This is a genomic window from Lutispora sp. (assembly GCF_041687175.1).
Lineage (GTDB): Bacteria > Bacillota > Clostridia > Lutisporales > Lutisporaceae > Lutispora.
Map to the genome: position 1 here is coordinate 36,894 of NZ_JAWLCK010000005.1, position 26,454 is coordinate 63,347.

Annotated in this window: 29 protein-coding genes and 1 tRNA gene; 28 read left to right on the forward strand and 2 right to left on the reverse strand. The window is 36.1% G+C overall.

Features of this window, described 5'->3' with window-relative positions:
* Positions 1-203: 203 nt before the first annotated feature.
* The 4 genes from ACESM9_RS01835 (at position 204) to ACESM9_RS01850 (ending at position 5,408) form a co-directional block, all read left to right on the forward strand.
* Positions 204-2,981, forward strand: a complete 2,778-nt coding sequence (locus tag ACESM9_RS01835; protein WP_372994708.1) for a WG repeat-containing protein — start codon at positions 204-206, stop codon at positions 2,979-2,981.
* A 332-nt stretch (positions 2,982-3,313) separates the two neighbouring features.
* Positions 3,314-3,868, forward strand: a complete 555-nt coding sequence (locus ACESM9_RS01840) for a LemA family protein (RefSeq protein WP_372994710.1) — start codon at positions 3,314-3,316, stop codon at positions 3,866-3,868.
* Between the two features lie 8 nt (positions 3,869-3,876).
* Positions 3,877-4,380 (forward strand): DUF2207 domain-containing protein, encoded by a 504-nt coding sequence (locus ACESM9_RS01845; protein WP_372994712.1) that lies wholly within the window; start codon positions 3,877-3,879, stop codon positions 4,378-4,380.
* A 119-nt stretch (positions 4,381-4,499) separates the two neighbouring features.
* Complete coding sequence (locus tag ACESM9_RS01850; RefSeq protein WP_372994714.1) at positions 4,500-5,408, forward strand: DUF4428 domain-containing protein; 909 nt, start codon at positions 4,500-4,502, stop codon at positions 5,406-5,408.
* Between the two features lie 775 nt (positions 5,409-6,183).
* Here ACESM9_RS01850 and ACESM9_RS01855 read toward each other — a convergent pair.
* Positions 6,184-6,260, reverse strand: a tRNA-Pro gene (locus ACESM9_RS01855).
* Positions 6,261-6,452: 192 nt separating this feature from the next.
* Between ACESM9_RS01855 and ACESM9_RS01860 the strand changes: the two genes are divergently transcribed.
* The 18 genes from ACESM9_RS01860 to ACESM9_RS01945 all read left to right on the forward strand — a co-directional run bounded on the left by ACESM9_RS01860 (position 6,453) and on the right by ACESM9_RS01945 (position 20,706).
* On the forward strand, positions 6,453-7,700 hold the full coding sequence (locus tag ACESM9_RS01860; protein WP_372994716.1) for an HlyD family efflux transporter periplasmic adaptor subunit: 1,248 nt from the start codon (positions 6,453-6,455) through the stop codon (positions 7,698-7,700).
* Between the two features lie 18 nt (positions 7,701-7,718).
* Positions 7,719-8,423, forward strand: coding sequence for a YggS family pyridoxal phosphate-dependent enzyme (locus ACESM9_RS01865; RefSeq protein ID WP_372994718.1), 705 nt, complete (start codon positions 7,719-7,721; stop codon positions 8,421-8,423).
* A 12-nt stretch (positions 8,424-8,435) separates the two neighbouring features.
* On the forward strand, positions 8,436-8,879 hold the full coding sequence (locus tag ACESM9_RS01870; protein ID WP_372994720.1) for a cell division protein SepF: 444 nt from the start codon (positions 8,436-8,438) through the stop codon (positions 8,877-8,879).
* A 13-nt stretch (positions 8,880-8,892) separates the two neighbouring features.
* Positions 8,893-9,174 carry a YggT family protein gene (locus ACESM9_RS01875; protein WP_372994762.1) on the forward strand — a complete coding sequence of 94 codons (282 nt, stop codon included), beginning with the start codon at positions 8,893-8,895 and terminating at the stop codon, positions 9,172-9,174.
* Between the two features lie 3 nt (positions 9,175-9,177).
* On the forward strand, positions 9,178-9,939 hold the full coding sequence (locus ACESM9_RS01880; RefSeq protein ID WP_372994722.1) for an RNA-binding protein: 762 nt from the start codon (positions 9,178-9,180) through the stop codon (positions 9,937-9,939).
* A 19-nt stretch (positions 9,940-9,958) separates the two neighbouring features.
* Positions 9,959-10,408 (forward strand): DivIVA domain-containing protein, encoded by a 450-nt coding sequence (locus tag ACESM9_RS01885; protein ID WP_372994724.1) that lies wholly within the window; start codon positions 9,959-9,961, stop codon positions 10,406-10,408.
* 83 nt (positions 10,409-10,491) lie between these two features.
* Positions 10,492-11,304, forward strand: a complete 813-nt coding sequence (gene aroF / locus ACESM9_RS01890; protein ID WP_372994726.1) for a 3-deoxy-7-phosphoheptulonate synthase — start codon at positions 10,492-10,494, stop codon at positions 11,302-11,304.
* A 114-nt stretch (positions 11,305-11,418) separates the two neighbouring features.
* Positions 11,419-11,682, forward strand: coding sequence for a DUF5665 domain-containing protein (locus ACESM9_RS01895; RefSeq protein ID WP_372994728.1), 264 nt, complete (start codon positions 11,419-11,421; stop codon positions 11,680-11,682).
* Positions 11,683-11,693: 11 nt separating this feature from the next.
* The gene (locus ACESM9_RS01900) at positions 11,694-12,302 is read left to right on the forward strand and encodes a TraR/DksA C4-type zinc finger protein (RefSeq protein WP_372994730.1); all 609 of its coding nucleotides are present in this window, start codon (positions 11,694-11,696) and stop codon (positions 12,300-12,302) included.
* 60 nt (positions 12,303-12,362) lie between these two features.
* Positions 12,363-12,809 (forward strand): signal peptidase II, encoded by a 447-nt coding sequence (gene lspA / locus ACESM9_RS01905; RefSeq protein WP_372994732.1) that lies wholly within the window; start codon positions 12,363-12,365, stop codon positions 12,807-12,809.
* 10 nt (positions 12,810-12,819) lie between these two features.
* Positions 12,820-13,737, forward strand: a complete 918-nt coding sequence (locus tag ACESM9_RS01910; RefSeq protein ID WP_372994734.1) for an RluA family pseudouridine synthase — start codon at positions 12,820-12,822, stop codon at positions 13,735-13,737.
* 137 nt (positions 13,738-13,874) lie between these two features.
* The gene (gene pyrR, locus ACESM9_RS01915; RefSeq protein WP_372994736.1) at positions 13,875-14,408 is read left to right on the forward strand and encodes a bifunctional pyr operon transcriptional regulator/uracil phosphoribosyltransferase PyrR; all 534 of its coding nucleotides are present in this window, start codon (positions 13,875-13,877) and stop codon (positions 14,406-14,408) included.
* Between the two features lie 41 nt (positions 14,409-14,449).
* Complete coding sequence (locus ACESM9_RS01920; RefSeq protein WP_372994738.1) at positions 14,450-15,751, forward strand: dihydroorotase; 1,302 nt, start codon at positions 14,450-14,452, stop codon at positions 15,749-15,751.
* Positions 15,717-16,670 (forward strand): orotidine-5'-phosphate decarboxylase, encoded by a 954-nt coding sequence (pyrF, locus tag ACESM9_RS01925; RefSeq protein ID WP_372994740.1) that lies wholly within the window; start codon positions 15,717-15,719, stop codon positions 16,668-16,670. The genes ACESM9_RS01920 and pyrF overlap by 35 nt, the downstream gene beginning before the upstream one ends.
* Before the next feature lie 11 nt (positions 16,671-16,681).
* Positions 16,682-17,437, forward strand: coding sequence for a dihydroorotate dehydrogenase electron transfer subunit (locus tag ACESM9_RS01930; protein WP_372994742.1), 756 nt, complete (start codon positions 16,682-16,684; stop codon positions 17,435-17,437).
* On the forward strand, positions 17,433-18,338 hold the full coding sequence (locus ACESM9_RS01935; RefSeq protein ID WP_372994764.1) for a dihydroorotate dehydrogenase: 906 nt from the start codon (positions 17,433-17,435) through the stop codon (positions 18,336-18,338). The genes ACESM9_RS01930 and ACESM9_RS01935 overlap by 5 nt, the downstream gene beginning before the upstream one ends.
* Before the next feature lies 1 nt (position 18,339).
* Positions 18,340-18,915 carry an orotate phosphoribosyltransferase gene (gene pyrE / locus ACESM9_RS01940; protein WP_372994744.1) on the forward strand — a complete coding sequence of 192 codons (576 nt, stop codon included), beginning with the start codon at positions 18,340-18,342 and terminating at the stop codon, positions 18,913-18,915.
* Between the two features lie 381 nt (positions 18,916-19,296).
* Entirely contained in the window at positions 19,297-20,706 is a 1,410-nt protein-coding gene (locus tag ACESM9_RS01945) for a sodium-dependent transporter (protein ID WP_372994746.1), read from the forward strand.
* A 25-nt stretch (positions 20,707-20,731) separates the two neighbouring features.
* On the opposite strand, the gene ACESM9_RS01950 is transcribed toward ACESM9_RS01945, so the two are convergent.
* Positions 20,732-22,510 (reverse strand): NFACT family protein, encoded by a 1,779-nt coding sequence (locus ACESM9_RS01950; protein WP_372994748.1) that lies wholly within the window; start codon positions 22,508-22,510, stop codon positions 20,732-20,734.
* A gap of 241 nt (positions 22,511-22,751) precedes the next feature.
* On the opposite strand from ACESM9_RS01950, the gene dapF reads away from it, so the two are divergent.
* From dapF to coaBC, 6 genes are all read left to right on the forward strand, one after another.
* Positions 22,752-23,588, forward strand: coding sequence for a diaminopimelate epimerase (dapF, locus tag ACESM9_RS01955; protein WP_372994750.1), 837 nt, complete (start codon positions 22,752-22,754; stop codon positions 23,586-23,588).
* Positions 23,589-23,696: 108 nt separating this feature from the next.
* On the forward strand, positions 23,697-24,575 hold the full coding sequence (locus ACESM9_RS01960; protein ID WP_372994752.1) for a YicC/YloC family endoribonuclease: 879 nt from the start codon (positions 23,697-23,699) through the stop codon (positions 24,573-24,575).
* Positions 24,576-24,594: 19 nt separating this feature from the next.
* A complete protein-coding gene (remA, locus tag ACESM9_RS01965) occupies positions 24,595-24,870 on the forward strand; it encodes an extracellular matrix/biofilm regulator RemA (protein ID WP_372994754.1) in 276 nt (91 codons plus the stop codon).
* A gap of 28 nt (positions 24,871-24,898) precedes the next feature.
* Entirely contained in the window at positions 24,899-25,516 is a 618-nt protein-coding gene (gmk, locus tag ACESM9_RS01970; RefSeq protein ID WP_372994756.1) for a guanylate kinase, read from the forward strand.
* 2 nt (positions 25,517-25,518) lie between these two features.
* On the forward strand, positions 25,519-25,749 hold the full coding sequence (gene rpoZ / locus ACESM9_RS01975; RefSeq protein WP_372994766.1) for a DNA-directed RNA polymerase subunit omega: 231 nt from the start codon (positions 25,519-25,521) through the stop codon (positions 25,747-25,749).
* On the forward strand, positions 25,736-26,454 hold a 719-nt coding region (gene coaBC / locus ACESM9_RS01980), incomplete at its 3' end, for a bifunctional phosphopantothenoylcysteine decarboxylase/phosphopantothenate--cysteine ligase CoaBC (RefSeq protein WP_372994758.1). The genes rpoZ and coaBC, both read left to right, overlap by 14 nt.

Genomic DNA, 26,454 nt, shown 5'->3' on the forward strand with positions numbered 1-26,454 from the left:
CCTGTCATTTGGCACTCCTAGCTAAGTTTAACATAAGAAACGAATATCTGTAACTATGTTGATATCAAAAAATAATGATTCATGTCAAAAAAATCGCATTTCATGTAGAAGTTGCTTTTTTTCAGAAGATTTATGATAGATTGAACACTAAATAATATGATTTTTATACTTAACCAAAATACTTTTATAGGAGGCAAAACATCATGAAGAAACGACTAATTAGCATTTTGCTCATCCTATGTATGATGCTGACCATACTGCCCACAGCGGCATTGGCAGCCCCATCAGAGGATGGAAATTACTATGACAGCGATGTCACATGGCTGGGAACTACAGCCGATTATCAAAAGACTCTTAAGGCTATGTTTGATTCAGGATTGCGCAAGGTAGCCGTGGGCGACAAGTATGGACTTGTAGACATATATGGAAACTGGGCAGCAGAGCCAATATATGACGAGATAGCTGCACATTACTGGCGCTGGAATTCACAGATGGGCAGAAAATATCACCCAACAGGCGATTTTGAATATGAAAGTACTGAGACCATATTCGTTGATGGATATGTTCAGGCAATACGCAATGGAAAAATGGGATTGCTTGACACTACAGGCAAGGAAGTAATTCCCTGCAACTACGATGCAGTAGGGCTGCCATCGGAAGGAGTTTGCCGTATCTCAAAGAAGGTAAACGGAAAGACCTATCTTGGTTATTGGAATCTGGAACTGGGCAAAGAGATTGTAGCACCAGATAAGTACCTAATCCCTGCAGATTACGAATATTTAGGATCAGCTGAAGGCGATTATTTAGACGCATTTGATATGGAAGACAGGGATGAGGGACGTAATCCTGTGTTTTTTGATTTCATCAAAGGGTATGCAATGGTGCCTACAGGGAAAGTGGTAAAAGTCACACAGAAAAATCAATTTGAATATCATAACAGAGATGCATATCTGTTTTACGTCCAAATTATAGATAAAAACGGTAAGGAAGTACTTCCTCAAGCCTACCCATTTAATATAACTCCTTCAATAGGCAGGCCGTATCCTCAGGCGGGGCCTTACTTAGTTTATGATGAGCTTTCTACAAAAAGGCTGCGCATGATTGCAGATGCAGGTGGCTATGATGTTATCTACTACTCTCACCTGGAGTCTGGAATAGTTGGACAAAAAGGAGTTCTTGTACCTGCCCAATATCATGGAGGTATATGGGGAAGCTCCATATTGGGTTGGTATCCACCCGGTGCACAAATAAAGCTTATTCCTGAATTGTCCCTGGCGTTAACATATAACTGCGGCTATGATGGCTTCAGAGAATCTGCAGCCAGATTAGGGGTTATAAACTTCAACAACAAGGTGATTATCCCCCTTAACAATGAATTTTTATCTTATGATTCCGAGAACAAGGTATTTAATACAAACATGGGTAATTTCATCTATAAGACAGATGGGACGAAGATTCCAGGAACGGAAAGTCGAGCCCTCTATGACATCGGTGATTATGGTTATGTAATATTAGGTGATGCTGACTATGATGGAAAGATAACATCTATTAAAGGCGTTATTTCAGTAAGGACAGGCAAAACCTATACCCATGAAAACCTGAAAGGCAACGGTGCTACGGATGTAAGCTCAAAGGACACTCTTTGGGTGAAAAAGGGCAGCAAATGGGGGCTTGTCAAGGTAGACGGCAGTATTATACTTCCATTTGAGTATGATGAAATAAATGATTCTGCTTGGGTAGACAAAAAAAACCCCTATGCCATAGTGAAGAAAGACGGCAAAGAGGGCCTGGTTGATATATCGGGACAGCTGCTTCTGCCCTGCAGCTATTGCAGCATTCAGTGGGCTAATGAAGGCTATATGAATATACAAGATGACGCCACTGGCAAATATGGTATATATAACTTCAACATCAAAAAAATCACTACCCCATGTGTCATGTCCGGCTGGATTAATACTAATTCAGGTTTTAGTTCCGATGGCCATGGTTCTATTTATGGTACGATGCATATTAATGTTGGTAATAGCTTGAATGCTCTGTTTAATATGGATACGGGCAAACAAGTCACTGGTGCTTATTTGGTTATGAAGCCCTTGGGACGTGGCTTATTCTACAACACTAATAACGATTATCTCGGACCAGATGGAAAAATTGTCTTTAATAGTGCCGAAGACAGCAGCACCTACACTCTGGTGGTCAAGGACGGCAAAGTAGGTTCTATCAATGCCTCCAGATTAAAAATAGGCGGCAAGCTGCCCACCACAGCCTATGTCAAACCTGTACCAGAGAAAAAAGCACCAAAATACTTCCTTGTTGCTAATCCTGATAAGGTATTATATAAGCAGGGTGAGGCCTTCGATATAACCGGCCTGATTGTGCATTACCAGGATGAGAATGGGGCGCGCAGTGTTATTGACAATTCTAAGCTTAAATTTTATATATCAGATAAAGCAGTGACTCAAGGTGAAAGCTTAACAAGCTCCGGAGTTAAAAGCGTTGATGTTCAGTATAACGGTAAAACTGTTGCTGACTTTAATATTAATATTGCTGCGGTTAGTGAAAGCGATATTTTGCAAGACGGCGACTATTATATGCAAATTTTAGGTAAGTATGTCTATCCTGTCCCAGGAGGCGGTTTCTTATGGCTGGAGCTTTCCGACAAGAAACCTGATAAGCCCTTTACTGTAAAGCTCATCAACTATAATAAAGAACGTGGACCCATGTACTCCATTGAATATGAGGGACGCAGCATCGGACAGCCATCCTCACAGAATGGAGATCAGTTGCGATCAGCCGCCATTACCCATGCTTGGAGAATCAACAAATATTCTAATTTCTGCACCATCCGGGATTATGGCAACCAAAAGCTGCTTGTCAACGCCAGCGGTGCAAAAAGTGATAATGGAACAAAAGTAACTGTTTGGAAATACACAGGGTCTGCACCTGAACATGGAAAGGTCAAGTTTATCAAAGCTGACTGATATAGTTAACAAATTATGCCGCTGGCCTTAAAGAGCCAGCGGCGCAAACCTTTTTTGACAATACTATGATTCATGTCAAAAAAATCATGTTTCATGCAGTGGGCGGTTTTTAAAGGAGAATTTTTGATAGATTTAATACAAGTTAATGAACCCTGTAGGCTATACAGAAATGAATGGAGGAATTACTGTGAAAAAACTATTAGTACTTATGATGACGCTTGTTATGACGCTGAGCCTTACATAAAATAACAATTGCTGTTCGTAAGCAATCCCGTAACAAAGGTGGATGAAGTTATTACTCATCCGGCTTACTAAATAAGGAGGGAATAAATATGCTACCAACTTTCATCGCAATAATTGCGATTATAGGGGTAATCATTTTATGGGTAATCTCTACTCAACGGAAGCTTGTGATACTAGATGAGAATGTCAGCAATGCTATGAGTCAGATTGGGGTGCAGTTGTCTAGTCGTTTTGATGCTTTGACGGCTCTATTGGATTTGACAAAGGGCTATGCTAAGCATGAAAGCGAAACACTGATTGAAACAATTAAATCAAGAAGAAGCGTTATTACTGCTAAATCCACACCAGAAGATGTACTGCATCAAGAAGGTGTTATTTCAGAAGCATTAGGTAGAATTGCCATGGTTACGGAACAATACCCCGAATTAAAAGCAAACCAAACCTATATCAAAACCATGGGCGCGGTGGAAACATTTGAAAATATGGTACGCACTAGCCGCCTGATATACAACGACAGCGTGACTAAGTTGAACCGTGAAATCCGAATGTTTCCAGTCTCAATGATTGCCGGTATATTAGGTTTTCGACAAAGAGATTATCTGGAGGAGCAGACGGCCAAGGCAGATATGCCAAGCATGAAATGAGGTGCTCCATGGGCAGAACAATTAAATTTCTGATTCTCTGTATTCTTTTGTTGTTTGCCTTTCCTCTTGCTGCTTTTGAATCCAATCATGTGGCTACCATGGATATTCAAGTCATCATTTACGAGGACGGTTCCATGGGTATCATCCAAAACTGGGAGGGGAGCTTTAAAGAAGGAACAGAAATCTATATTCCAATGAATGAGCCTGATTATCTGACTATCAGTAATCTAAAAGTTTCAGACCAAAATGGTATCTATGAAACAATTCCATATTGGAACATAGACTGGAGCTTTGAAGAAAAAACAAGAAAATGCGGTATTAATTATACAGACAACGGTTATGAAATCTGTTTCGGCATCAGCCAGTATGGACAAAATCGTTATACCATTGAATATAAGCTGGATAATGTGGTAGGTGGCTATAGTGACAGGGATGGTGTAAATTTTCGATTTGTCAATGACCAATCATGGTTACCGCCCATTCCTATCACTACTTGCTTTATAACAATATGAAGAGAGCCGAAGAGCAACGCCAGCAGGAAAATCGCAGTAGCGGAGGTGGCGGTTTTGCTTCCTTAGGCGGTTCAGGAGGCGGAACAAGATAACTATATATAGTACAGGAGGAAATGCTTATGGGCTTATTTTCTAAAAAATCCCCTTGCCCCATTTGTGGCGGTAAAATATCGTGGTTTCTACCAACAAAAATCGAAGGTGAATATATCTGTGACACTTGTAACAGCAAGATAGATATGGAAAATGATAAGAGAATCCATCTAACCATGCAGGGTTTTAAAAAATATTTGACATTTTACAATCAAAATCAACTGCTGAAAGATCAGTTCGTAATTTCTGAACGTATTGACTTCGGCCTTTGGGATACCAAAATCATCTTTGATTACAAGCATAAGCTGTTTTGCATGAGTAAAAATCCTGATAAAACCGTTTTTGAGGGCAAACATTTGAAATCCTTTACAATTAAAGAGGACAGTATGCCTCTATTCGAGGGCTCGGCGGAGGGTATACGCCGTTATACCAGTACTGTGCCAGAGAGAGCTATGGCACTTGCACCGCAAATTGCTCAGTTTATGATGAACAGAGAAATGGCTCGTGTAGTTGACAAAATGGATGATGGAAATGAGAACAGGATAACATCGATGCAGTATTTTGATATCCCTGAACCCTTCCAGACCTTTAATGTGGAGCTGCATTTGGACCATCCCTACTGGACGGTGATTAAATGCGACATGGAGGGTCCTAGATTTGATAACAATCGACCGGATGTCAACGATTACATCCGCGAATATAAACGCAGCATTGAAGAAATTGAAAAGCTGGTGATAGCATTAAAAACAATTTCCTTTCAGGGCATACCTGGGCGGTTCATGGGTTCTAGTACGGTGAGGGCACAGGAGGTAAATATAGTATCTGCACCACCTGTCGATGCCATCGAGGAAATCAAAAAGTATAAAGCACTCATGGAGGAAGGCATAATCTCCCAAAAAGAATTTGAAGCAAAGAAAAAACAGCTGCTTGGAATATAAGTGGAGATCACATGAAGGAGAGAATATGCAAACTGCTATGACATTCCTATGAGATTAGAAACAAGGCAATGATTACGAAACTAATTTAACTATCAGAGGAACTAGTTGAACTAAAAAATATAATTCAATCAGAGGAATCAGTTGAATCAGGAAATCTAGATGTTCCAGAGGATACAGTTGGTCCAGAAGATCGCGTTGAATCAGGACATCAAGATGATTCAAGTGAATCAGAAGACCAAAATGCTCAAGAAGATATAACTGGTATAGAATATCCTGTTGAACCGGGATATAAAGATGAATCGGAGTATACAGTAGAATCGTAAGTTGTTGATAAATAGATCTAGATAATTGATCTGAATACTGAAATAAAAAGAGTAAAAACTCATAAATCATAAGGGTGTCGGCAGAAATACTGCTCTGTGGCGCGCACTAAACCGTCCTGATGCATTGGGGCGAAGTGAGCTGGCGGCGGGACTGGGTGAGCATTACTACACCGATGCGGTGGCCTGGGCTGACACCAACGATCTTTTTACCGCTGATAAAAAGGATTTTGATCCCATGCATGAAGGGACCCGTGCCCACATTGTGACTTATCTCTATCATAGCATAGGTAGTGGACATTGATTAGATGTCTGGATGGACGATCCCAAGGTTATGTTCGTCACCACACTAAAGTAGAAGGCTAATAATGTAAGAGAGGTTTCCGTAAAACGTTTCTCATGCAAAATAAATAAACTTTCGAAGCAATAGCCTCGAAAGTTTTTTATTTCAATAATGGTCTGGGTGACAGGAATTGAACCTGCGACCTCTTGAACCCCATTCAAGCGCGCTACCAAGCTGCGCCACACCCAGATGTATGAGTTACATATAAGAATATAGCACATAAACTACTAAATTTCAAGTCAAATTTTGATCCATTTCGTCTGGTGTTATAGGACTAATTTTAATATTTCATTTTTCTTAGCAGGATATAAAAAACAAATGGAGAAATATAATAACAGGTTATGTATACTAAAAAATTAATGCTCTGAAGGAGTATGCAACATGAAAAAAAGAAAGAAAATATCTTCACTTTATATATTTCCTATATTGTTTTTTATTATAATTTGCTTTTATATATATAGATTCTTTTTTCTCAATGTCGATACTGAGATAATAAAATATGGCGAGATGGAAGACTATTTTGAAGCAAAAGCAATAGTAATAAAAAATGAGTGGACATATGCTTTTCCAGAAAATGCAGAAATCATAAAAAAAGCTAATGAAGGAGAAAGAGTGCCCTTTGGTAAGAAACTTGCAGAAGTCATAAAAGGTGAAAAGCTGGATGAGGACTTGAAAATAAAAATAAGCGAGCTAGATGCGAGAATAAAAGAAATTGAAAATAGCAGTGAGAAAAATTTTTTTAATGATGATAGTACAAGATTACAGGAAAGCATTGATGAAAAGGTTGAGTATATAAAAATCCTGTCTAGCCAGGGGAATATTGAAAAGATATCGGAAGTTAAGGAGCAATTGTCATCAGACTTGAATAAGAAATCACTAATTTCCGGCGAAAAGAGCTTTTCAGGAAGAAATCTTGAGCAATTAAAGAAAGAAAAAGCTCAGTTGGAAGAATTACATGATAATTATATGGATACAATAGTTGCCAGCAGCCCTGGCATAGTAAGCTATAATTTAGATGGTTTAGAGCAAAATCTCAATCCTGAAAATATTGAGAAATTTAGCATTGAGGATATAAAAAGCATCATTAATTCCTTGAACAATGAAAATAATAAGGAAGATAAGCTAAGTGGTGTAAAGATCATAGACAATTTCGCCTGGTACATATGCATGACAGTTGAAGAGAAGCTGTTGAAGGGATTAGAAGAAGGTAAGAGAGTCCTATTAGTTTTTAAAGATTACGCCAATGAAACTATAAAGGCGAAAATTAAATATATTTCTGAACCTATAAATGGTGAAGTATTAGTTTCCTATGAGATTACTGATAACATCAGCAAATATTACGATATTCGGTTGGCGGATGTAAAGGTTATTACAAATCAATATGAAGGTTTTATGGTTAGTGAGAAATGTATTGTGGAAATAGAAAACCACAAAGGCGTCTATATTATAAAGGAAGGCATAGTAAAATTTGTTGCTGCTGAAGTTATCGCTACTGACAATGGATATGCACTTATTAAGAACATAGAGAATAAGGAAGATGCTATTCAGGTTAGCAGTGGTACAATTAAAGTCTATGATGAGGTGGTAAAAGATACTGACAAAGTAAAACCAAATCAAAGGATTCTTTGAAAAGGAGGAGAAGCATAGTTGAGTTCCATAAGTGAAAATATTAAAGCGATAAGAAATGAAATAGAGGATATTTGCCGCCAAAAGAATATAGATGCAAAAGATATTACTTTAATCGCAGTAACTAAGACTATTGATGTTACACGGATCAAAGAGGCTGTAGATTCAGGTATAACCCATGTGGGAGAAAACAAGGTTCAGGAAATAATGGACAAGTATGATGCTTTAAAGGATATTGCCAATATTCACTTAATTGGGCATTTACAATCAAATAAGGTAAAATATATAATAGATAAGGTAAAGCTAATTCATTCTGTTGATAGTATGAAACTGATGGATGAAATAAACAAGAGAGCTAAAAAATCTGGAATTATAGCCGATATACTTATACAAGTAAATGTAGCTCGCGAGGATACTAAATTTGGTATTGAGATGGGAGATGTGGATAGTCATATTGAATATGCTTCAAAACTAGATAACATAAGAGTAAGGGGATTGATGACCATAGCACCCTATTTTGAAGATGTTGAAAAGACCAGGCCCATATTCAGAGTATTAAAAGAAAAATTTGATGAATTATCAAGTGAACGGTATTCTAATGTTGAAATGAAATATCTTTCCATGGGTATGACTAATGATTATAAAATAGCATTAGAGGAAGGTTCGAATATGATTAGGGTAGGTACAGGTATATTTGGTAAAAGAGTTTATAATACAAATTTATAGGAGGTTTGCTTTATGGCAGGGAAAATAATGAGCAAGGTATTATATTTTATGGGTATAGGCGAAAATGCTGAGGAACAGGAAGAAGTGGAGAATGTAGCACAAAAACCAGTTTTGGAGCCGGTTCGAAAGAGCAATGTTGTAAGTATGCCTACTCCAGCAGGACAAATGAAGCTGGTGCTTATTGAACCTACTGACTATGATGATGTTCAAGATATATGCGATAACTTAAAAAATAAAAAACCAGTAGTTATAAACTTTGAAAATTTAGACAAAGATATTGCAAGAAGGATGGTAGATTTTGTTAGCGGAGCTGTTTATGCAATTGATGGGAACATTCAAAAAGTATCTAATGGTATAGTGGTTGCTGCTCCACCAAATGTGGATATACTTGGTAGCATCGGTAATATAGAGGGAGAAGACTTTGATTTTGAAAAATTTATGGATTGGTTAAAATAAAAGATTGTGAGTGATGTTTTTGAGAGGTATACTAATTTGGTCAGTTAGCAAATTCTTTAGCGTAATCTATCTTTTGATATTCATAAGAATGGTGTTATCCTGGATAAGGCTAAGTCCTTATAACAGTTTAGTTAATATTATATATCAGCTTACAGAACCGATTTTAGAGCCCTTTAGGAGACTTATGGATAGAACCGGAATTAACACAGGTATGATTGATTTTTCACCATTGATTGCCTATTTGGTTTTGCAATTATTAGAAGGTATAATAATAAGAGCTCTTTGGATGCTATAGAATATGGAAGATTCTAAGTCAAAATATGCTGATGAGCTGCTCATCAAAAAGCTGGAGGATCTGATAGAGAGAGTGGATAAGCGAATGACCGAAAGTTTTACAGATTTTTTGGATCCGAGGCAGCAATTATTGATATCTGATAATTTTAGACATATAAAAGGCATTTCAATGGAGTTTTATGGTGGCTATGAAGAAGCTGAGAGAAAGATTTGCGGTATTTTTAATGAATATGATGAATCTAATATAGGCACATTTCCCATAAGCATAATTCATATTTGCTGGAAGTCTCCAAAGAAAGTGAGCCATAGAGATATACTAGGTTCAATATTAGGAACTGGCATAAGAAGGGATAAAATTGGGGATATTATACAGCAGGATAAGAAAGCCTATGTTTGTGTACATAAGGATATAGCAGATTACCTGATGATACATATGGATAAGGTTGGAAGCATACCAGTTGATTTGGAATATTGTGATAGTATGACACAATTTACTAAGGAAGTCAAAACTATAACTGTTGTGATTGCTTCCTTGAGATTGGATTGTATTTTGGCTGCAGGTTTTGGGGTATCAAGGACAAAGGCTGTAGAGGCCATTAGGAGTTCTAAGATATTTGTGAATTGGAAGCCGGAGGCGGCTGCTTCCAAGGATATTAAAGAAGGAGATGTAGTATCTTGGAGGGGGAAAGGGCGTATACAACTACGCGATATAATTGGATCAACCAAAAAGGATAGGATTAAAGTGGTAATAAAAAAGTACATCTGAATTATGGGAGGTTATACATATGATGACTCCTATGGACATACGCAATAAGGAGTTTAAAAAGGGCTTTAGAGGTTATAGTGAGGAAGAAGTGGATTTGTTCATAGATAAGGTAGTAAGCGATTATGAGAAGCTATATAAAGAGAATATTGAGCTAAAGGATAAGCTGAGTTCAATAAACGAAAGACTTGATAGCTATTCAGAAATCGAAAAAACTCTACAAAGCACATTGATTGTAGCCCAAAAGACTTCTGAGGATATAATAGCAAATGCAAGAAAAGAAGCGGATATGATAATCAGGGAAGCGGAAGAAAACAGAAAAAAGATAATTGCAGATGCAAACCAAAGTGTCATAGATATTAACAGAGAATATGAAGAGTTGAGAAAGCAATTGCAAATATTTAAAACTAGATATAAGACTTTTTTAGAATCTGAACTGAATAATCTGGATTCTTTTTTCAAAGAAATATAAATACTGCTCTTTCATCCCTCAGAGGTTGAGAGAGTTTTTCTTTGGATTTGAGCAAGCTTTCTGAGCAAGCAGGAGGATTTAGAATGGATTTGAAATATATAAGTAGAGATGATGAAGAAAGAAAAGTAGTAAAAGTAGGCAGCACAATTATTGGTAACGGAGATTTTGTGGTTTTTGCAGGTCCTTGTGCCATAGAAGGAAGGGAAATGCTTCTGAATACTGCATATTATATGAAGAAGAATAATGTATCCGTGCTGAGAGGGGGAGCATTCAAACCTAGAACATCTCCATATAGTTTTCAAGGGTTGGAGCTGGAGGGAGTTAAATATTTAAAGGAAGCTTCAGAAATTACAGGATTGCCGGTTGTGACAGAGGTTATGGATCCAAGGGATGTGGAAAGTATATATCCCTATATTGATATGTTCCAGGTAGGTTCCAGGAATATGCAGAACTTTCCTTTATTAAGAGAGGTAGGAAAGCAGGATAAACCGGTACTGCTTAAAAGAGGCCTGGCAGCGACTATTGAAGATTTTCTATATGCAGCAGAGTATATTGCTGTGGAAGGTAATGATAATATAGTGCTATGTGAGAGAGGTATAAGAACCTTTAGCAGTTATACAAGGAATACTATGGATATTTCTGCAATACCTCTTACTAAAGAGTTAAGCAAGCTTCCCATTATTATAGATCCAAGCCATGGTACTGGTATGAGAAGCCTGATTCTTCCCATGACTTTGGCTGGATTAGCAGCTGGAGCCGATGGTGCTATGATTGAAGTACATCCCTGCCCTGATAAGGCTCTGTCAGATGGGGAGCAATCCTTAGATTTTGAAGATTTTCAGAAGCTTATGAATAAGTTGAAAGAAGTTGAGGGATGCTTTAGAGATATGAGATAAATAGTTGATAACATGGTAATAACCACCATGTTATTTTTTATTGTTAAGGAAAGTTACGAAGCAACTTTTTTTAAAAGCAGTATTTTTGGGAATAATATTTGGGGAGGAATAAAAATGAAAGAAGAACGAGTGGAACAAATTGCTCTCACATTGGAAAAGGCTAAATTAGGTGAATATGTTGAAATGATGTCAAAACCGAGAAAAATGTTACTAAACAATTTTATTGCCGGTTTGGCAAGAGGATTTGGTATGGCAATAGGCTTCACGGTTTTAGGAGCCCTTGCTTTGTATTTTATGAGAGCATTAGTTATGTTGAACTTACCTTTTATCGGAGGGTTTATTGCAGAAATAGTAAAGATAGTACAAGATCATCTATAGGAGGCAGGAACGTGAAAAAGGAAAAAGTAGCAAAACTGAAACAAAAGCTTATAGATATTAAAAATGAAAGGGAAGAGTCATTAAAGGATGATCATATAGGTTTGGGAGAATCCATAAGAGATAATACCAGTGAGTTATCTTCCTATGACAACCATCCAGGGGATTTGGGTACAGAGACCTTTGAAGCAGAAAAAAACTTCTCCTTTAGAAATAATGATAAATTCATAATTGCTGAAGTTGATGAAGCCTTAAGAAAAATCAAAAATGGCAATTATGGATTATGTGAGCGCTGTGGAAAAGAAATAGCAGAAGAAAGGCTTGATTTTATTCCTTATGCTCGTTTATGCATATCTTGTGAAGAAAGATTTCCTCTAAAGGCGGAAGATCAGGAGAAGGGTAGACCTATAGAGGAGCAGGTGCTGATACCGCCCTTTGGAAGATCCTTTAGAGATAATTCATTGGAGGATAGTGTAATGTACGATGGTGAAGACGCGTGGCAGGATGTTAACGTTTATAATGACGCCACATCGGATAATCCATTTACTAAGGATGATAGTATGGGATATGTAGAGGGTGTAGAATCTATAAGCAATGAACAATATAGGAAACAACTAGAATAACTAATCGCATTTTTTATTTGCATATGCTATAATCTTTTCTAGAATAAAGGGGGTATTTTTTTGTATTCATTTATTATCATCGGAGTAATAGCTATTTTTGATCAACTGATAAAAATGAAGATTGTTGAGAAGATTACACTTTATGACAGGTTAGAAGTAATAAAAAATTTTCTCTATATTACATATGTAGAAAATACAGGTATATCTTTCGGCTTATTTAAAGGCACAAGAGTAATATTGATTATACTGACACTGATTGTATGTCTAGTACTTTGTTACTATGTCTTCAAGTTTCATAAAAAATATGTGGGTATAGCTGTCTGTCTCTCTTTTATACTTGGTGGGGCCATTGGAAATCTTATTGATAGAATAAGATTCGGATATGTGATTGATTATATACATTTTACTTTTTTTCCTCCCGTATTCAATCTGGCGGATGCAGCCATTGTTTGCGGTGCCATAGCATTAAGCAGTATATTGTTGTTTAGCAAAAACATAAGTTTATAGAGAGGTTATTATGAAAACCATAGATTTGGAAGCATTGGATTCAGACAATGGAAAAAGGATAGATGTGTTCTTGTCAGAGAAAATTGTAGAGTATTCAAGAACCTACTTTAAAAAGCTTATTGAAGATGAAATGGTTATGATTGACGGCAAAACCAGGAAAGCTAATTATAAGTTAAAACCTGGGGATAAGGTAGTTGTTACATTGCCGGAACCGGTGGAGTTGGAGGTAAAACCGGAAGATATTGATATTGATATAGTATATGAAGACGATGAGCTATTGGTGGTAAATAAACCTCAAGGTATGGTTGTACATCCGGCTCATGGAAATTATAGCGGTACATTAGTCAATGGATTGTTGAAAAGATGTCATGGGTTATCTGGAATAAATGGGGTTATTAGACCAGGTATAGTTCACAGAATCGATAAGGATACATCAGGTATAATAGTTGTTGCTAAAACCAATGAAGCTCATATGGCCCTATCACTTCAACTGAAGGAGCATTCTATAAATAGAAAATACATTGCTTTGTTGGAAGGCAGGCTGAAAGAAGAAAGAGGAACCATTGATGCGCCCATAGGCAGAGATCCTTCTAACAGGAAAAGGATGGCTGTAGTGAACAAGAATAGTAAAAATGCAGTGACACACTACAAGGTATTAGAGCTTTTTGATTCTAATACCTTAATAGAGGCCAAGCTTGAAACTGGTAGAACTCATCAGATAAGGGTTCACATGGCATATATAGGCCATCCTGTTGTAGGAGATCCGGTTTATGGATATAAGAAGCAGAGGTTCAAATTAAATGGTCAGCTTCTTCATGCGGCACTTTTGGGATTTATTCATCCCAAGACCCAAGAGTACATGGAGTTTACGGCACCACTACCAGACTATTTTAACAAAGTATTGGGTATATTAAGAAATAACGTATAGACAAATTTTTATACCTATGATAACATAATTAAAACATCCTTTAATCTAGTCCTGTGAGACGAGAAAGGTGACATTATCTATGCTATTATTGTCTACCTTTTGGTAGACTTTTTTAGTATATACTTGGAGGTGAAAAGATGATTATTAAGAACGAATTGTTGGATGAGAAAGCTATAGATAGAGCATTGACAAGAATCGCCCATGAAATTGTGGAGAGAAACAAAGGCGTTGAGAATCTATGTCTATTAGGTATTAAGACTAGAGGATTGCCGTTGGCAAAAAGATTGGCAAGCAAGATACTATCAATTGAAGGTGAAGAAATTCCCTTTGCAGAAATTGATGTAACAAACTACAGAGATGATGTGACAAGTGATAAACATGCAGCTAAAATGGCTATTTTTTCACTGAATTTAAAGGATAAGAAAGTTGTATTGGTAGACGATGTTTTATATACAGGAAGAACAGTCAGAGCAGCAATGGATGCAATAATGGATTATGGGAGGCCTGCCTTAATACAATTAGCTGTATTGGTTGATAGAGGACATAGAGAACTTCCCATCAGGGCAGATTTTGTCGGTAAGAATCTTCCAACCTCGAGAAATGAGAGGGTTATTGTCAATCTAAAAGAGGTTGATGGAAGAGACATTGTTTTGCTTACCGAAAAAGAGTAGTATGTTAGCTACTCTATTTTTTTGTAAATGAGGGATAAATAATGAGGATATTATTAACAAACTGCAAGATCATAGACGGTATAAATAGCTATCAAGGTTTATTTGATATTCTAATAGTTGATGAAAAGATATCAAGGGTAGAAAAACATATAACTGATGTGGAAGCTGAAAAGATTATTGATGTTCAAGGCAATATAGTAATGCCCGGTTTTATTGATATTCACTGTCATCTCAGAGAGCCAGGATTTGAATATAAAGAAACAATAGAAAGCGGGAGCAGAGCGGCAGCAAAAGGAGGATATACAACTATTTGCTGTATGCCGAATACAAAACCTGTTATAGATAATATTCATTTGGTAAGAGAACTGAGAAGAAGGATATATGAAAGCAGCAAGATTGAAATCATTCCAATAGGAGCATTGACCATAGAACAGCAGGGGACGGAAATCTGCGATTTTAAGGCTATGACTAGTGATGGCATAAAGATTTTTTCTGATGATGGGAACCCTATAATGGACAATGCAATAATGCTGGAATGTCTAAGACAATCCCGATTATATGATTTCCTTATCATTGACCATTGCGAAGATATAAATCTTTCCAAAGACGGAGTGATAAACGAAGGCAAGATTTCTGAAAAACTCGGCTTAAAGGGGATACCAAAAACCGCAGAAGAGGTACAGGTCGTGAGGGATGTAATGCTGGCTGAATACACTGGAGCTTCTATACACATTGCGCATATAAGTACGGAAGGTTCACTCAATATAATTAAATGGGCAAAGCAAAGAGGAATTAGAGTAAGCTGCGAAGTCACTCCACACCATATATCCCTGTCAGAAGAAGATATAATACCCTTTGATACAAGCTTTAAAGTTAACCCTCCTTTAAGAAAAGTTGAAGATGTTGATGCTTTAAGAAAAGGTTTAAAAAATGGATTGATAGATATAATTGCAACAGACCATGCTCCACATAGTGACTTAGATAAACCAGGTGATTTTTATAAGGCAGCCAATGGTATATCGGGCATCGAATTAAGCTTTTCTGTATGTTATACCTATTTGGTCAAAGAAGGATTTTTAACTCTGGAGGAATTGATTGAGAAGATGAGCTGTAATCCATCTAAACTATTAGGGCTTAATAAAGGAGTAATCGCAAAAGGACGAGATTCAGATTTGACTGTAGTTGATATAGATTCTGAGTTTATTGTAGATAGAAATCAGTTTATATCAAAGGGAAAGAATACTCCTTTCCATGGCAAAAAGCTATGGGGTGAAATATTGATGACCATATCAAAGGGAAAAGTAGTATATGAAAAGGAAGGTAGATTTAATGTTTACAGATAGACTTATAGAAAGAATAATCAGCATGAAGAATCACAGCATAGTTGGAATAGATCCAAGCTATAGCATAATACCTCAGTTTTTAAAAGATAAATATATTGGTGATAATGGAGGAAGTATTGAAAGTATTTCTGAAATGCTTTATGTCTTTAGCATTGAAATAATAGACCATATATATGATATAGTACCTGCAGTTAAACCACAGATTGCTTTTTTCGAAAGATATGGTTCAGCAGGGTTGAAGATATTTGAAAAGGTTTGCAGCTATGCCAAAGAAAAAGGCCTATTAGTTATTGCTGATATCAAGCGGGGAGATATAGGTAGTACCTGTGAAGCATATGCGGAGTATTATTTAAGTAATGCTACAGGCTCTTTGGATTGTGATGCTATAACAATAAACCCATACCTAGGAAGAGATTCGATTAATCCTTTTGTAGAAAAATGTATAGATAATGATAAAGGCTTATTTATACTAGTAAAAACATCAAACAAATCCTCTATTGATATTCAGGATCTAATATCTGAACAAAAAAGGATATATGAGCATGTAGCAGGTATTGTGAGTTCACTCGGTGAAGACTTTAAAGGGGAAAAAGGATATAGTCCTATAGGAGCGGTGGTAGGAGGCACATTTAAAGAAGAAGGGGAAAAACTGAGACAATTGATGAAGAACTGCTATTGTCTTGTGCCTGGATTTGGCGCCCAAGGTGGAGTTGCTTCAGATTTACCAGGTTACTTTAATGAAGATGGTTTAGGTGCTGTTATCAATTCTTCAAGAGGAATAATAGGCGCTTATCTGCAGGACAAATATAGGCATGACTATGATGAAAAATCCTATGGTACTGCAGCTAGAATGGCGGCAATAAGTATGAGGGATGAAATAAACAAATGCCTTAGAGAAGAAGGGAAAATGGCTTGGTAGGAGGATGACGCATGCAAAGAGATATATGTAGAATATTGTCCAACCATAAAGTGACTGGAAACATATATAAGATGGTTATTGAATCAAGGATCATTTCAAAAAAAGCTCTACCGGGTCAGTTTATTCATATAAAGCCCGGGGATGGCTACGATCCTTTGTTGAGGAGGCCTATAAGCATTTGTGACTTAGATGCAGACAATAGCCAAGTTACATTGCTTTATAGAGTTTGCGGAAAAGGAACAAGACTTTTTACACATACCAAAACTGGTGATTTTTTAGATGTATTAGGACCTTTGGGAAATGGTTTCCCCATATTTCATAGCAAAAGAGTCGCCATAATTGGTGGGGGAATAGGAATAGCCCCTTTGCTATACTTAAGCAAAGAGCTTATAGAAGCAGAGGTATATTTAGGTTTTAGAGACGAAACCTACATGATTGAAGATTTTATGAAGTATTCAGATAATATTTCTATATACACAGAAGATGGAAGCAAAGGAAATAAAGGCTATCCAATAGAAGCTCTTGAAAGAAATATCCGTAGCTATGATGTGGTCTATGCCTGTGGACCAAAGATAATGTTGAGGGCTGTGAAGAATCTTTGTGAAGAGAATCACATAGAATGCTATATTTCCATGGAGGAAAGAATGGGGTGCGGTATTGGTGCTTGTCTTGTGTGTGCCTGTGAAAGCAGTAGCAATGAAGAATATAAAAAAGTGTGTACTGATGGGCCTGTATTTAATAGCAAAGAGGTGAATCTTGATGATTGATATGAGAGTTGATATTGGTGGAGTGAAGCTTAAGAATCCAGTATTGGTGTCTTCTGGTACCTTCGGATTTGGAAAAGAGTACTCAAAGTTTTATGATCTTAATCTGCTTGGAGGAGTAGCTGTAAAGGGTATTACTCTTAAACCGAGGAAAGGCAATAAACCCCCTAGGATAATGGAGACCCCTGCAGGGATACTGAACAGTGTGGGACTTGAGAACCCTGGATTGGATGTATTTATTGAAAAAGAACTGCCCTTTTTAAAAAAATATAGTGTACCCATAATTGCTAATATCTCCGGCAATACCATAGAGGAATACTCATTAATGGCAAAAGAACTAAATGACCATGTGGATTTAATTGAGCTTAATGTTTCTTGTCCCAATGTAAAAGAAGGTGGTATTGCATTTGGAACCAAGTCCGATTCTGTATATGAGGTTACAAAAGAAGTGAGAAAGAACTGTAGCATTCCTATAATAGTGAAACTATCTCCAAATGTAACAGATATAACAGAAATGGCCTTAGCCGCTGAAGAGGCAGGTGCAGACTGCATATCTCTCATAAATACTATAATGGGTATGGCAATAGATATTGAAAACAGAAAGCCCTACTTTCATAACATTGTAGCAGGACTATCAGGACCTGCAGTAAAACCCATATCCTTAAGAATGGTTTGGCAGGTTGCACAAAAAGTTAACATTCCTGTAATCGGTATGGGGGGTATTAGCAATTGGCAGGATGCTATTGAATTTATGATGGCAGGCGCAGATGCAATCTCAATAGGCACCGCGAATTTCTACAATCCATTGGCTCCTATAGAAGTGTTGGAAGGTATAGAAAAGTATATGGTGGAAAATGGCATAAGCAATCTAAGTGAAATAAAAATCAATGGAGGCGTTAAATAACATGAATAATAAGGAGATAACTGAAATATTAATTAAGTGTGATGTATTGTTAGAGGGACACTTCTTACTTACTTCCGGCAAGCATAGCAATAAATATCTACAATGTGCTAAGTTATTCCAATACCCTGAATACAGCGAAGCTATTTCAACAGAGATTGCTGACAAACTGAAGAAATATAATGCAGATGTGATAATTGGACCTGCTATAGGGGGAATAATTCTTGCCTATGAAGTAGCTAGACAAATGGGGCTGAAAGCTCTATTCGCTGAAAGAGAGAATGGAGTAATGAAGTTGAGAAGAGGCTTTGAAATTAAAAAAGGCTCTAGAGTTATAGTAGTGGAAGATGTGGTTACCACTGGAGGCTCTGTGAAAGAAGTAATTGCTTTGGTAGAAAGTATAGGAAGCAGTGTTGTAGCTGTTGGCTCTGTAATAGACAGGAGCAATGGTCTGGCAGATTTTATGTGTCCATTTGAAAATGTAATCAGAGTAGATGTAGAAGCTTTTGATGCAGATAAATGTCCTTTGTGTAAATCAGGATCTATCCCTTATAAACCGGGAAGTCGAAAAATGCAATAAAAAACAGTTAATAATTTATCAAATATTGAATCATGGAAAAAAATATTATATAATTGCAATAATATATTGATTTAGAAAATTCTAAAAAATTAAGAGACGTTAAAAAATTTTAGTAATTTAAATATTTTCTGAAAAGTTAAAAAATTAGGAAAAAATAGAAGGTATATTCTTATCTTTGTAGAATAAATATAAAGAAAAATTTTTTGAAAGGGGTGATGAGCAAAGGTAATATCTGATTGACATAAATAATATTATGTTAAGAAGGACTTGATTCATATTTTTCATTTCTTAAGTCTTTCTTAAAACCCATGATGGAAAGCTTTTATATTTAATATTCTTCGTTCCTCTGGGTTATAAAAAAAAGAAAGGAAGGTGCAAAAAATGGAACAAAAAGGAAGAGAAAATTGGGGTTCCCGTATTGGATTTATAATGGCAGCAGCCGGTTCTGCAGTTGGTTTAGGTAATATCTGGAGATTTCCCTATTTAACCGGTGAAAATGGTGGAGGCGCATTTATAGTTATTTATTTAGGCTGTATTATATTTATTGGACTCAGTATAATGATTGCTGAATTTGCAGTAGGTAGAAGAACTAGTTTAGCAGCAGTAGGAGCATACAAGAGTTATAGCTCCAGATGGACTTTTGCAGGAGTCTTGGGAGTGCTTAGCGCATTCTTTATCATGGGTTTCTATCCGGTAGTAGGAGGATGGGCAATGGCCTATATAGCTAAATCATTTACCGGATTGCTAGCAGCCCCTGAAGCTGTACCGGATGTATTTGGTGCTTTTATTGGAGGTACAGCACAGCCATTAATTTGGATGGTTATTTATCTAGCAATAAATGTATTTATAGTTGCTAGAGGTGTTGCAGGAGGTATAGAAAAAGCAGGCAAGATATTGATGCCAATGCTCTATATACTGTTAATAATTGTTGCTGTTAAGGGTATAACCCTTCCTGGCGCAGGTGCAGGAATTGAATTCTTATTTAAGCCCGATTTCTCAAAGGTAACTGGCCAAACCTTCTTGGCAGCATTAGGTCAGGCTTTCTTCTCACTAAGTCTTGGTATGGGTTGTATGATAACATACGGCAGTTACCTCAATAAGCAAGAAAAGCTTCCTAGCAATGCATTGATTGTAACATTAATGGATACAAGTGTTGCTTTATTGGCAGGTATTGCTATGTTCCCAGCTTTGTTTGCATTTGGGATGGAACCATCACAAGGTGCAGGACTTGTTTTCGTAGTATTGCCACAATTGTTCGCACAGATGGGTGGAATAGGTGTTATATTCTCTGCTATGTTCTTTATTGCTTTATTTATCGCAGCTTTGACTTCTTCAGTATCCTTACTTGAAGTTGTTGTTGCATATCTGATGGATCAGAGGAAAATGGAAAGAAAACCTGCAGTTTATGGTACCGCTGTAGTAATGGCTGTTTTGTGCATACTGTCATCACTATCAATGGGTGCATTGTCAGGTGTAAAACTCTTCGGAGTAGGATTCTTTGATTTCTTCGATATACTAACAGATAAGATATTCCTTGCAATAGGCGGTATGCTTCTTGCTATATTTACAGGATGGTTTGTTAAGAAAGAAGACCTTAAAGATGAGCTTACAAATAGCGGGGCAGTACCATTCGGATTATTTGAAATATGGTATAATTTAATCAAATATGTTATACCTGTATTGATTGGTATAGTTGCCATAATGGGAATAATGGCTATAGAACAAACAAGCTTGATGATATTTGGTTTACTCATAATAGTTGTGCTTGCCATATTCTCCAATAAGCTATAAAACAAGATAAAAGTTAGGGTCTGGCTTAAATGCCAGACCCTTTATTCATATTATTAACCATTTCTTCATCTGGGGTTATATATATGGTTTTATAATTTTCATATATCACTTTACCTGGCTTTGCACCAGATGGTTTCTTCACATTTTTCTTTTGTGTATAATCTACAGGAACATTAGATGATAGTTTGCCTTTGCTGTAATAAGCAGCTAAGGTTGCTGCTTCAATCAAAGTATTTTCATCAGGTTCTCTACCTTCAGTTTTTAAAATGACGTGGGAGCCGGGTATGTCTTTGGTATGAAACCATAAATCATTTGCAGAGGCAAGCTTAAGTGTCAAGTAATCATTTTGCATATTATTTTTTCCTACATATATATTAAAGCCTGATGACGATATAAAATGCATGGGTTTTGAAGGCTTTTGAGAGTTTTTCGTTCCCTTCTTATTTTCCTTCCTGCTCTTAATATATCCTTCCTGTATCAGTTCCTGCCTTATTTCATTTATCTCAGATTCATTCAGGCTTTTGCTCAAACTATCCTGTATACTTTCTAAGTAGACTATTTCATCCAGAACCTGTTCAATTTGCTCTTTTATAATTTTTTTGGCTCCTTTTGATTTATTATATTGCTTATAATATTTCTGAGCATTATCACTAGGTGATAGTCTGGGATCCAGTTTTATTTCAATATCTTCTCCTTCAGGACTGTAGAAATTAGGCAATACTGCTTTATCTTGCCCTTTGTGTAGCCTGTAAAGATTTGACATTATTATATCGGCACATAGTCTATAATATTCAGAATTCTTTGCTTCGGCTAATTCTGATTCCAGTATCCCTAATTTCTTTTCACTTCTTTCCAGCCTAGTCTTTAAAATTCTGCTTAAATCACCAGTTCTTTGTTTGATTCTGTCCTGAAGGTCTTTTTGAAAATAAAACTCTTCTATAGCTTTACTTATACTATTGGTTTTTAATATCTCATGGCTGCTATAAATACTTAATTTCAAAGGAGAGAAATCAATATTTTTTGTTCCTTCCCTTATTATATTTGGTGTAAAATTTTTATTTTTTATCTCTTCCATTACATTATTAAACTCTCCAAAAAGAGCAAAAATGCTGTTTTTATCGAGTTTTTTTATATCAGAATCTCCATCAATTCTTGCTCTAAAACATATTTCCTGAGCGATGACAGGGCTTATTCCATAGAAGGTTTTCACCAGGTGTTTATGTGCCTTAACACTTCCTGCTTCGGTTTTAATTGAGGATAGAAAGTCTTCGCTATTGATTGTAAGTGGATCTATTTTATCTGCTGATGGAGGATAAATATATTTAAAACCAGGCATAACAGTTCTTACACTGCTCATGTCATTTCCCACTCTTTTTATGCTGTCAATTATGACCCTGCTTTCACTGTCAATAAATATAATATTGCTGTGACGCCCCATTATTTCAACAATTAAAGATTTTTCAACACTATAACCCATTTCATCAACACAGTTGAATGACAATTCAATAATTCTTTCAAGGCTAGGCTGCTTTATGCTTATGATTCTGCTGCTAGTTAGGTGCTTTCTTAGAAGCATACAGAATGCAGGAGCAGTTAAGGGATTGCTTTTTACAGCTTCTGTAAGATGCATTTTCGGGTACATGGGGCTAGCAGAAATCACAAGTCTATAATTTGTTTTATTATTTCTGATGTTAATATTTAACTCATCTTTCTCAGGCTGATATATCTTTTCTATTCTTCCATTAAGTATGGTACTTTCCAACTCATTGACAAGAGAACTTACTGTTATACCATCAAAGGGCATGTCAATACCTCCTAGAATCTTCTCAATTATTTAAAACTAATAAGATTATAACAGAATTACACCAATAGATAAATTTTATTCATGATTTGTGAATAAAATTTAAAGATTATATTTAACTCTATTAAAAACTCGTAAAGGTTTCTAATTAATATTTTCGCTTAGATATTTTAAATACATATATGTTATATAAACTGCTATATGCTATAATACACAATAAGAGATTTACGGGAGGGTAAAAATTATGGAATTTTATAAATATCATGGACTTGGCAATGATTTTATCATTTTTGAAAACAGGGATAATAGTATACATTTGAATCCGGATAAAATAAGAGCTATCTGCCATAGGAATTTTGGAATAGGGGCAGATGGCATTCTTTTGGTTGAAAACAGTGAAACGCAAGATATTAGGATGGTTATACATAATTCAGACGGTAGTCAGGCAGAAATGTGCGGCAATGCAACAAGATGCTTTGCAAAATATATTTATGAAAAAGGAATTATTAAAAAGAAAAAAATTAGAATAGAAACACTATCAGGAGTAATAATTCCAGAGTTGGAGACACAAAATGAAATTGTAACAAACATAAGAGTAGATATGGGGAAGCCAGTATTTGACCCTAAAGTAATTCCATGCAATATAGATTGCGAAATTGTTAAAGAAAAAAGGATAGAAGTTGGTGCTTTAGCTTATGACATAACTGCTATGTTGATGGGTGTTCCACATACTGTTATTTTTAAGGATCAATTACTTGATGAAGATATAATAAAAGAAGGAAAGGCTATTGAAGAGAGTTTCTATTTTCCTAAGAAAACCAATGTAAATTTTGTTAAAATACTGAGCAGAAATGAAATAGTGCTGAGAACTTGGGAAAGAGGTGCCGGGTATACTCTTGCATGTGGGACAGGATCCTGTGCCAGCGTTGCTGCAGGTATTATAAATGATTTGCTTGATAACAGAGTTTTGGTGCATCTAAGAGGCGGAGATCTTATTATCCAATGGGATGGAGAGAATAATATATTTATGGAAGGCGGAGCAACAGAAGTCTTTTCGGGACAATATGAATTAGATGTTTAGTAAAGAAATCTTTGGTATATTCTATTGTTTTTTTGAATGAAATTATATAAAATTATATAGAACTTAAGAAAAAGGAAGATTTCCTAAATACTATCTGGAAGGAATGATATGATGGCAAATAGCATGACTGGTTTTGGTAGAGGTGAATATGCAGAAGATAATTATAGTTTCATTGTAGATGTAAGGTCAGTCAATCATAGGTATAGTGATTTTTCAGTTAGACTTCCTAAATCTCTATTGGGGTTGGAAGATAAAGTTAGAGAATATGCATCTTCTCAGATAGGTAGAGGTAAGGTAGATATTTTTGTTAACTATGATTCCTTTGGTCAGGATGTTGATATAAAAATAGATACAAACTTAACAAAATCTTATATAAATTGTCTGAAGGTCATAAAGGATGAATTCGGCATCAATGATGATATAAGCCTTTCTTTATTGACCAGATTTTCAGACATTTTTAAAGTTGAGAAAGTTGAAAAAGAAGAAGATGAGATCTGGAACATTTTAAAAATTGCATTGGAGAAAGCTTTTGAGGAATTACACAATATGAAGGAGAGAGAAGGGTATAGATTATCTGAAGATATAAAGATGAAACTATATGATATCAGAAACATTATTGATGAAATAGATGATAAGGCAGATAGCGTGGTTGAAGAGTATATGGCAAAGCTTCGGGAAAGGATTTCAGAATTAACTCAGGGTGTTGCCGTAGATGAAAGCAGATTAATTACTGAGATTGCAATAATGGCAGATAAGAGCAGTATAGATGAAGAAATAGTAAGACTTAGAAGCCATGTCGCTGAGTTTGAAAAAACCTTGGATTCCCAATCTTCTATAGGAAGAAAGCTGGATTTTATAGTTCAGGAGATGAATAGAGAAGTAAATACAATTGGTTCAAAAGCTACTGACATAGATATAATTAATAATGTAGTTAATTTGAAAACTCAAATAGAAAAAATCAGGGAACAAATACAAAATATAGAATAATAGATTAGGAGGATTTATAATGAGCATTAAACTTATCAATATTGGGTTTGGTAATATTGTATCGGCTAATAGGCTGGTTGCAATTGTAAGCCCTGAGTCAGCACCAATAAAGAGGATTATTCAAGAAGCCAGAGATAGAGGGATGCTGATAGATGCAACCTATGGCAGGAGAACTAGAGCAGTAATTATCACAGACAGTGATCACATCATATTATCCGCAGTTCAACCTGAAACAGTAGCCCATAGATTAGTAGGTAAGGTGGATGAAGTTGAAGAGGAAGATGTTCAAGAATAGTAATAAATAAATTGATAAGGTGAGACCAATGATAGATAATAAAGGCTTGCTTATTGTAATCTCGGGACCTTCTGCGGTAGGTAAAGGGACAATATGCAAGGAATTGTTTAAGAGAAATATAGAAAACTTAGAACTCTCTATTTCTGCTACTACAAGAAATCCCAGGCCTAATGAAATCAATGGAGTTAACTATCATTTTATTGATAAAGAATCCTTCGGGAAAATGGTAGAGCATGGGGAGTTTTTAGAGTATGCCCAGGTTTATGATAATTACTATGGAACCCCAAAAAAATATGTGATTGATAAAATCAATCAAGGAAAAGATGTCATATTAGAGATTGATATTCAGGGGGCAAAGCAAGTTAGACAAAATTATAAGGATGGGATTTTTATTTTTATAATGCCTCCTTCTTTTAAGGAACTGAAGAGCAGGATTATGAAAAGAGGCACTGAGGCTCAGAAGGATATAGATAAAAGAATGAAATGTGCCTATGAAGAGATAGAGCAAGCTAAATATTATAACTATATAGTTATAAATGATGATTTGCACAACGCTGTGGAAAAAATTTATTGTATAATCAAAGCAGAAAAGTGCAGATTAAGTAGATACCATATTGATTTGTCAGAATTCAAGGAGGAATTATAATGATGATAAGTCCTACAATAAATAAATTGCTGGAAAAGGTTGATAGCAAGTATACTCTTGTTGTTGCGGTGGCTAAAAGAGCCAGACAGTTGGTGGATGGTCAACCAAGCCTTGTAGAGACAAATTCTATCAAGCCAGTGACCATAGCCATGCATGAAATTGCTGAAGGCAAATTGGAATGTGTCAGTGGTAAACAAAACAAGCAATCAGGTGAAGTAGATGTTAAAGAATAAAAATATTGTGCTGGGTGTTTGCGGTGGAATAGCAGCTTATAAATCCTGTGATTTAGTTAGTCGTTTAGTGAAGGCTGAAGCCAATGTGGATGTAATTATGACCGAAAATGCTGTGAAATTTATCAATCCGTTGACATTTCAGGCTTTATCTTCTAACCAAGTCATTGTCGACATGTTTAAAGAACCTAAATATTGGGAGATACAGCATATATCTCTCGCAAAGAAGGCTGATTTGGTTATAATTGCTCCTGCAACAGCCAATATAATTGGAAAAATTGCAAATGGAATAGCTGATGATATGCTTACTACAACAGTGATGGCAACCAGAGCACCGATAGTATTTGCACCTGCTATGAACTGCAACATGTATGAAAACAAGATATTACAGTCAAATATAAATCGTTTGAAAGAACTAGGTTATAAGTTTATAGAGCCTGGCGAAGGCAGACTTGCCTGTGGCGATATAGGTAAAGGCAAAATGGCAGAGCCAGGAGACATAGAAACCTATATTAGTAATATATTAAATCAAAAGAGAGATTTTGAAGGCAAAACAATTATTGTTACTGCAGGACCTACTAGAGAAGCCATTGATCCAGTGCGATTCATATCAAATCATTCCACTGGCAAAATGGGTTATGCAATTGCAGAAAAAGCTGCTGAAAGAGGGGCTAAGGTATATCTTATATCAGGGCCAACTTCTTTGGA

What these genes read in the sequence shown, in the direction of transcription:
- ACESM9_RS01835 (WP_372994708.1), top strand. Translation starts at nt 204, where the DNA reads ATGAAGAAACGACTAATTAGCATTTTGCTCATCCTATGTATGATGCTG.
- ACESM9_RS01840 (WP_372994710.1), top strand. Translation starts at nt 3,314, where the DNA reads ATGCTACCAACTTTCATCGCAATAATTGCGATTATAGGGGTAATCATT.
- ACESM9_RS01845 (WP_372994712.1), top strand. Translation starts at nt 3,877, where the DNA reads ATGGGCAGAACAATTAAATTTCTGATTCTCTGTATTCTTTTGTTGTTT.
- ACESM9_RS01850 (WP_372994714.1), top strand. Translation starts at nt 4,500, where the DNA reads ATGGGCTTATTTTCTAAAAAATCCCCTTGCCCCATTTGTGGCGGTAAA.
- ACESM9_RS01860 (WP_372994716.1), top strand. Translation starts at nt 6,453, where the DNA reads ATGAAAAAAAGAAAGAAAATATCTTCACTTTATATATTTCCTATATTG.
- ACESM9_RS01870 (WP_372994720.1), top strand. Translation starts at nt 8,436, where the DNA reads ATGGCAGGGAAAATAATGAGCAAGGTATTATATTTTATGGGTATAGGC.
- ACESM9_RS01875 (WP_372994762.1), top strand. Translation starts at nt 8,893, where the DNA reads ATGTTTTTGAGAGGTATACTAATTTGGTCAGTTAGCAAATTCTTTAGC.
- ACESM9_RS01880 (WP_372994722.1), top strand. Translation starts at nt 9,178, where the DNA reads ATGGAAGATTCTAAGTCAAAATATGCTGATGAGCTGCTCATCAAAAAG.
- ACESM9_RS01885 (WP_372994724.1), top strand. Translation starts at nt 9,959, where the DNA reads ATGATGACTCCTATGGACATACGCAATAAGGAGTTTAAAAAGGGCTTT.
- aroF (WP_372994726.1), top strand. Translation starts at nt 10,492, where the DNA reads ATGGATTTGAAATATATAAGTAGAGATGATGAAGAAAGAAAAGTAGTA.
- ACESM9_RS01895 (WP_372994728.1), top strand. Translation starts at nt 11,419, where the DNA reads ATGAAAGAAGAACGAGTGGAACAAATTGCTCTCACATTGGAAAAGGCT.
- ACESM9_RS01910 (WP_372994734.1), top strand. Translation starts at nt 12,820, where the DNA reads ATGAAAACCATAGATTTGGAAGCATTGGATTCAGACAATGGAAAAAGG.
- pyrR (WP_372994736.1), top strand. Translation starts at nt 13,875, where the DNA reads ATGATTATTAAGAACGAATTGTTGGATGAGAAAGCTATAGATAGAGCA.
- ACESM9_RS01920 (WP_372994738.1), top strand. Translation starts at nt 14,450, where the DNA reads ATGAGGATATTATTAACAAACTGCAAGATCATAGACGGTATAAATAGC.
- pyrF (WP_372994740.1), top strand. Translation starts at nt 15,717, where the DNA reads ATGAAAAGGAAGGTAGATTTAATGTTTACAGATAGACTTATAGAAAGA.
- ACESM9_RS01930 (WP_372994742.1), top strand. Translation starts at nt 16,682, where the DNA reads ATGCAAAGAGATATATGTAGAATATTGTCCAACCATAAAGTGACTGGA.
- pyrE (WP_372994744.1), top strand. Translation starts at nt 18,340, where the DNA reads ATGAATAATAAGGAGATAACTGAAATATTAATTAAGTGTGATGTATTG.
- ACESM9_RS01945 (WP_372994746.1), top strand. Translation starts at nt 19,297, where the DNA reads ATGGAACAAAAAGGAAGAGAAAATTGGGGTTCCCGTATTGGATTTATA.
- ACESM9_RS01950 (WP_372994748.1), bottom strand. Translation starts at nt 22,510, where the DNA reads ATGCCCTTTGATGGTATAACAGTAAGTTCTCTTGTCAATGAGTTGGAA.
- dapF (WP_372994750.1), top strand. Translation starts at nt 22,752, where the DNA reads ATGGAATTTTATAAATATCATGGACTTGGCAATGATTTTATCATTTTT.
- ACESM9_RS01960 (WP_372994752.1), top strand. Translation starts at nt 23,697, where the DNA reads ATGATGGCAAATAGCATGACTGGTTTTGGTAGAGGTGAATATGCAGAA.
- remA (WP_372994754.1), top strand. Translation starts at nt 24,595, where the DNA reads ATGAGCATTAAACTTATCAATATTGGGTTTGGTAATATTGTATCGGCT.
- gmk (WP_372994756.1), top strand. Translation starts at nt 24,899, where the DNA reads ATGATAGATAATAAAGGCTTGCTTATTGTAATCTCGGGACCTTCTGCG.
- rpoZ (WP_372994766.1), top strand. Translation starts at nt 25,519, where the DNA reads ATGATAAGTCCTACAATAAATAAATTGCTGGAAAAGGTTGATAGCAAG.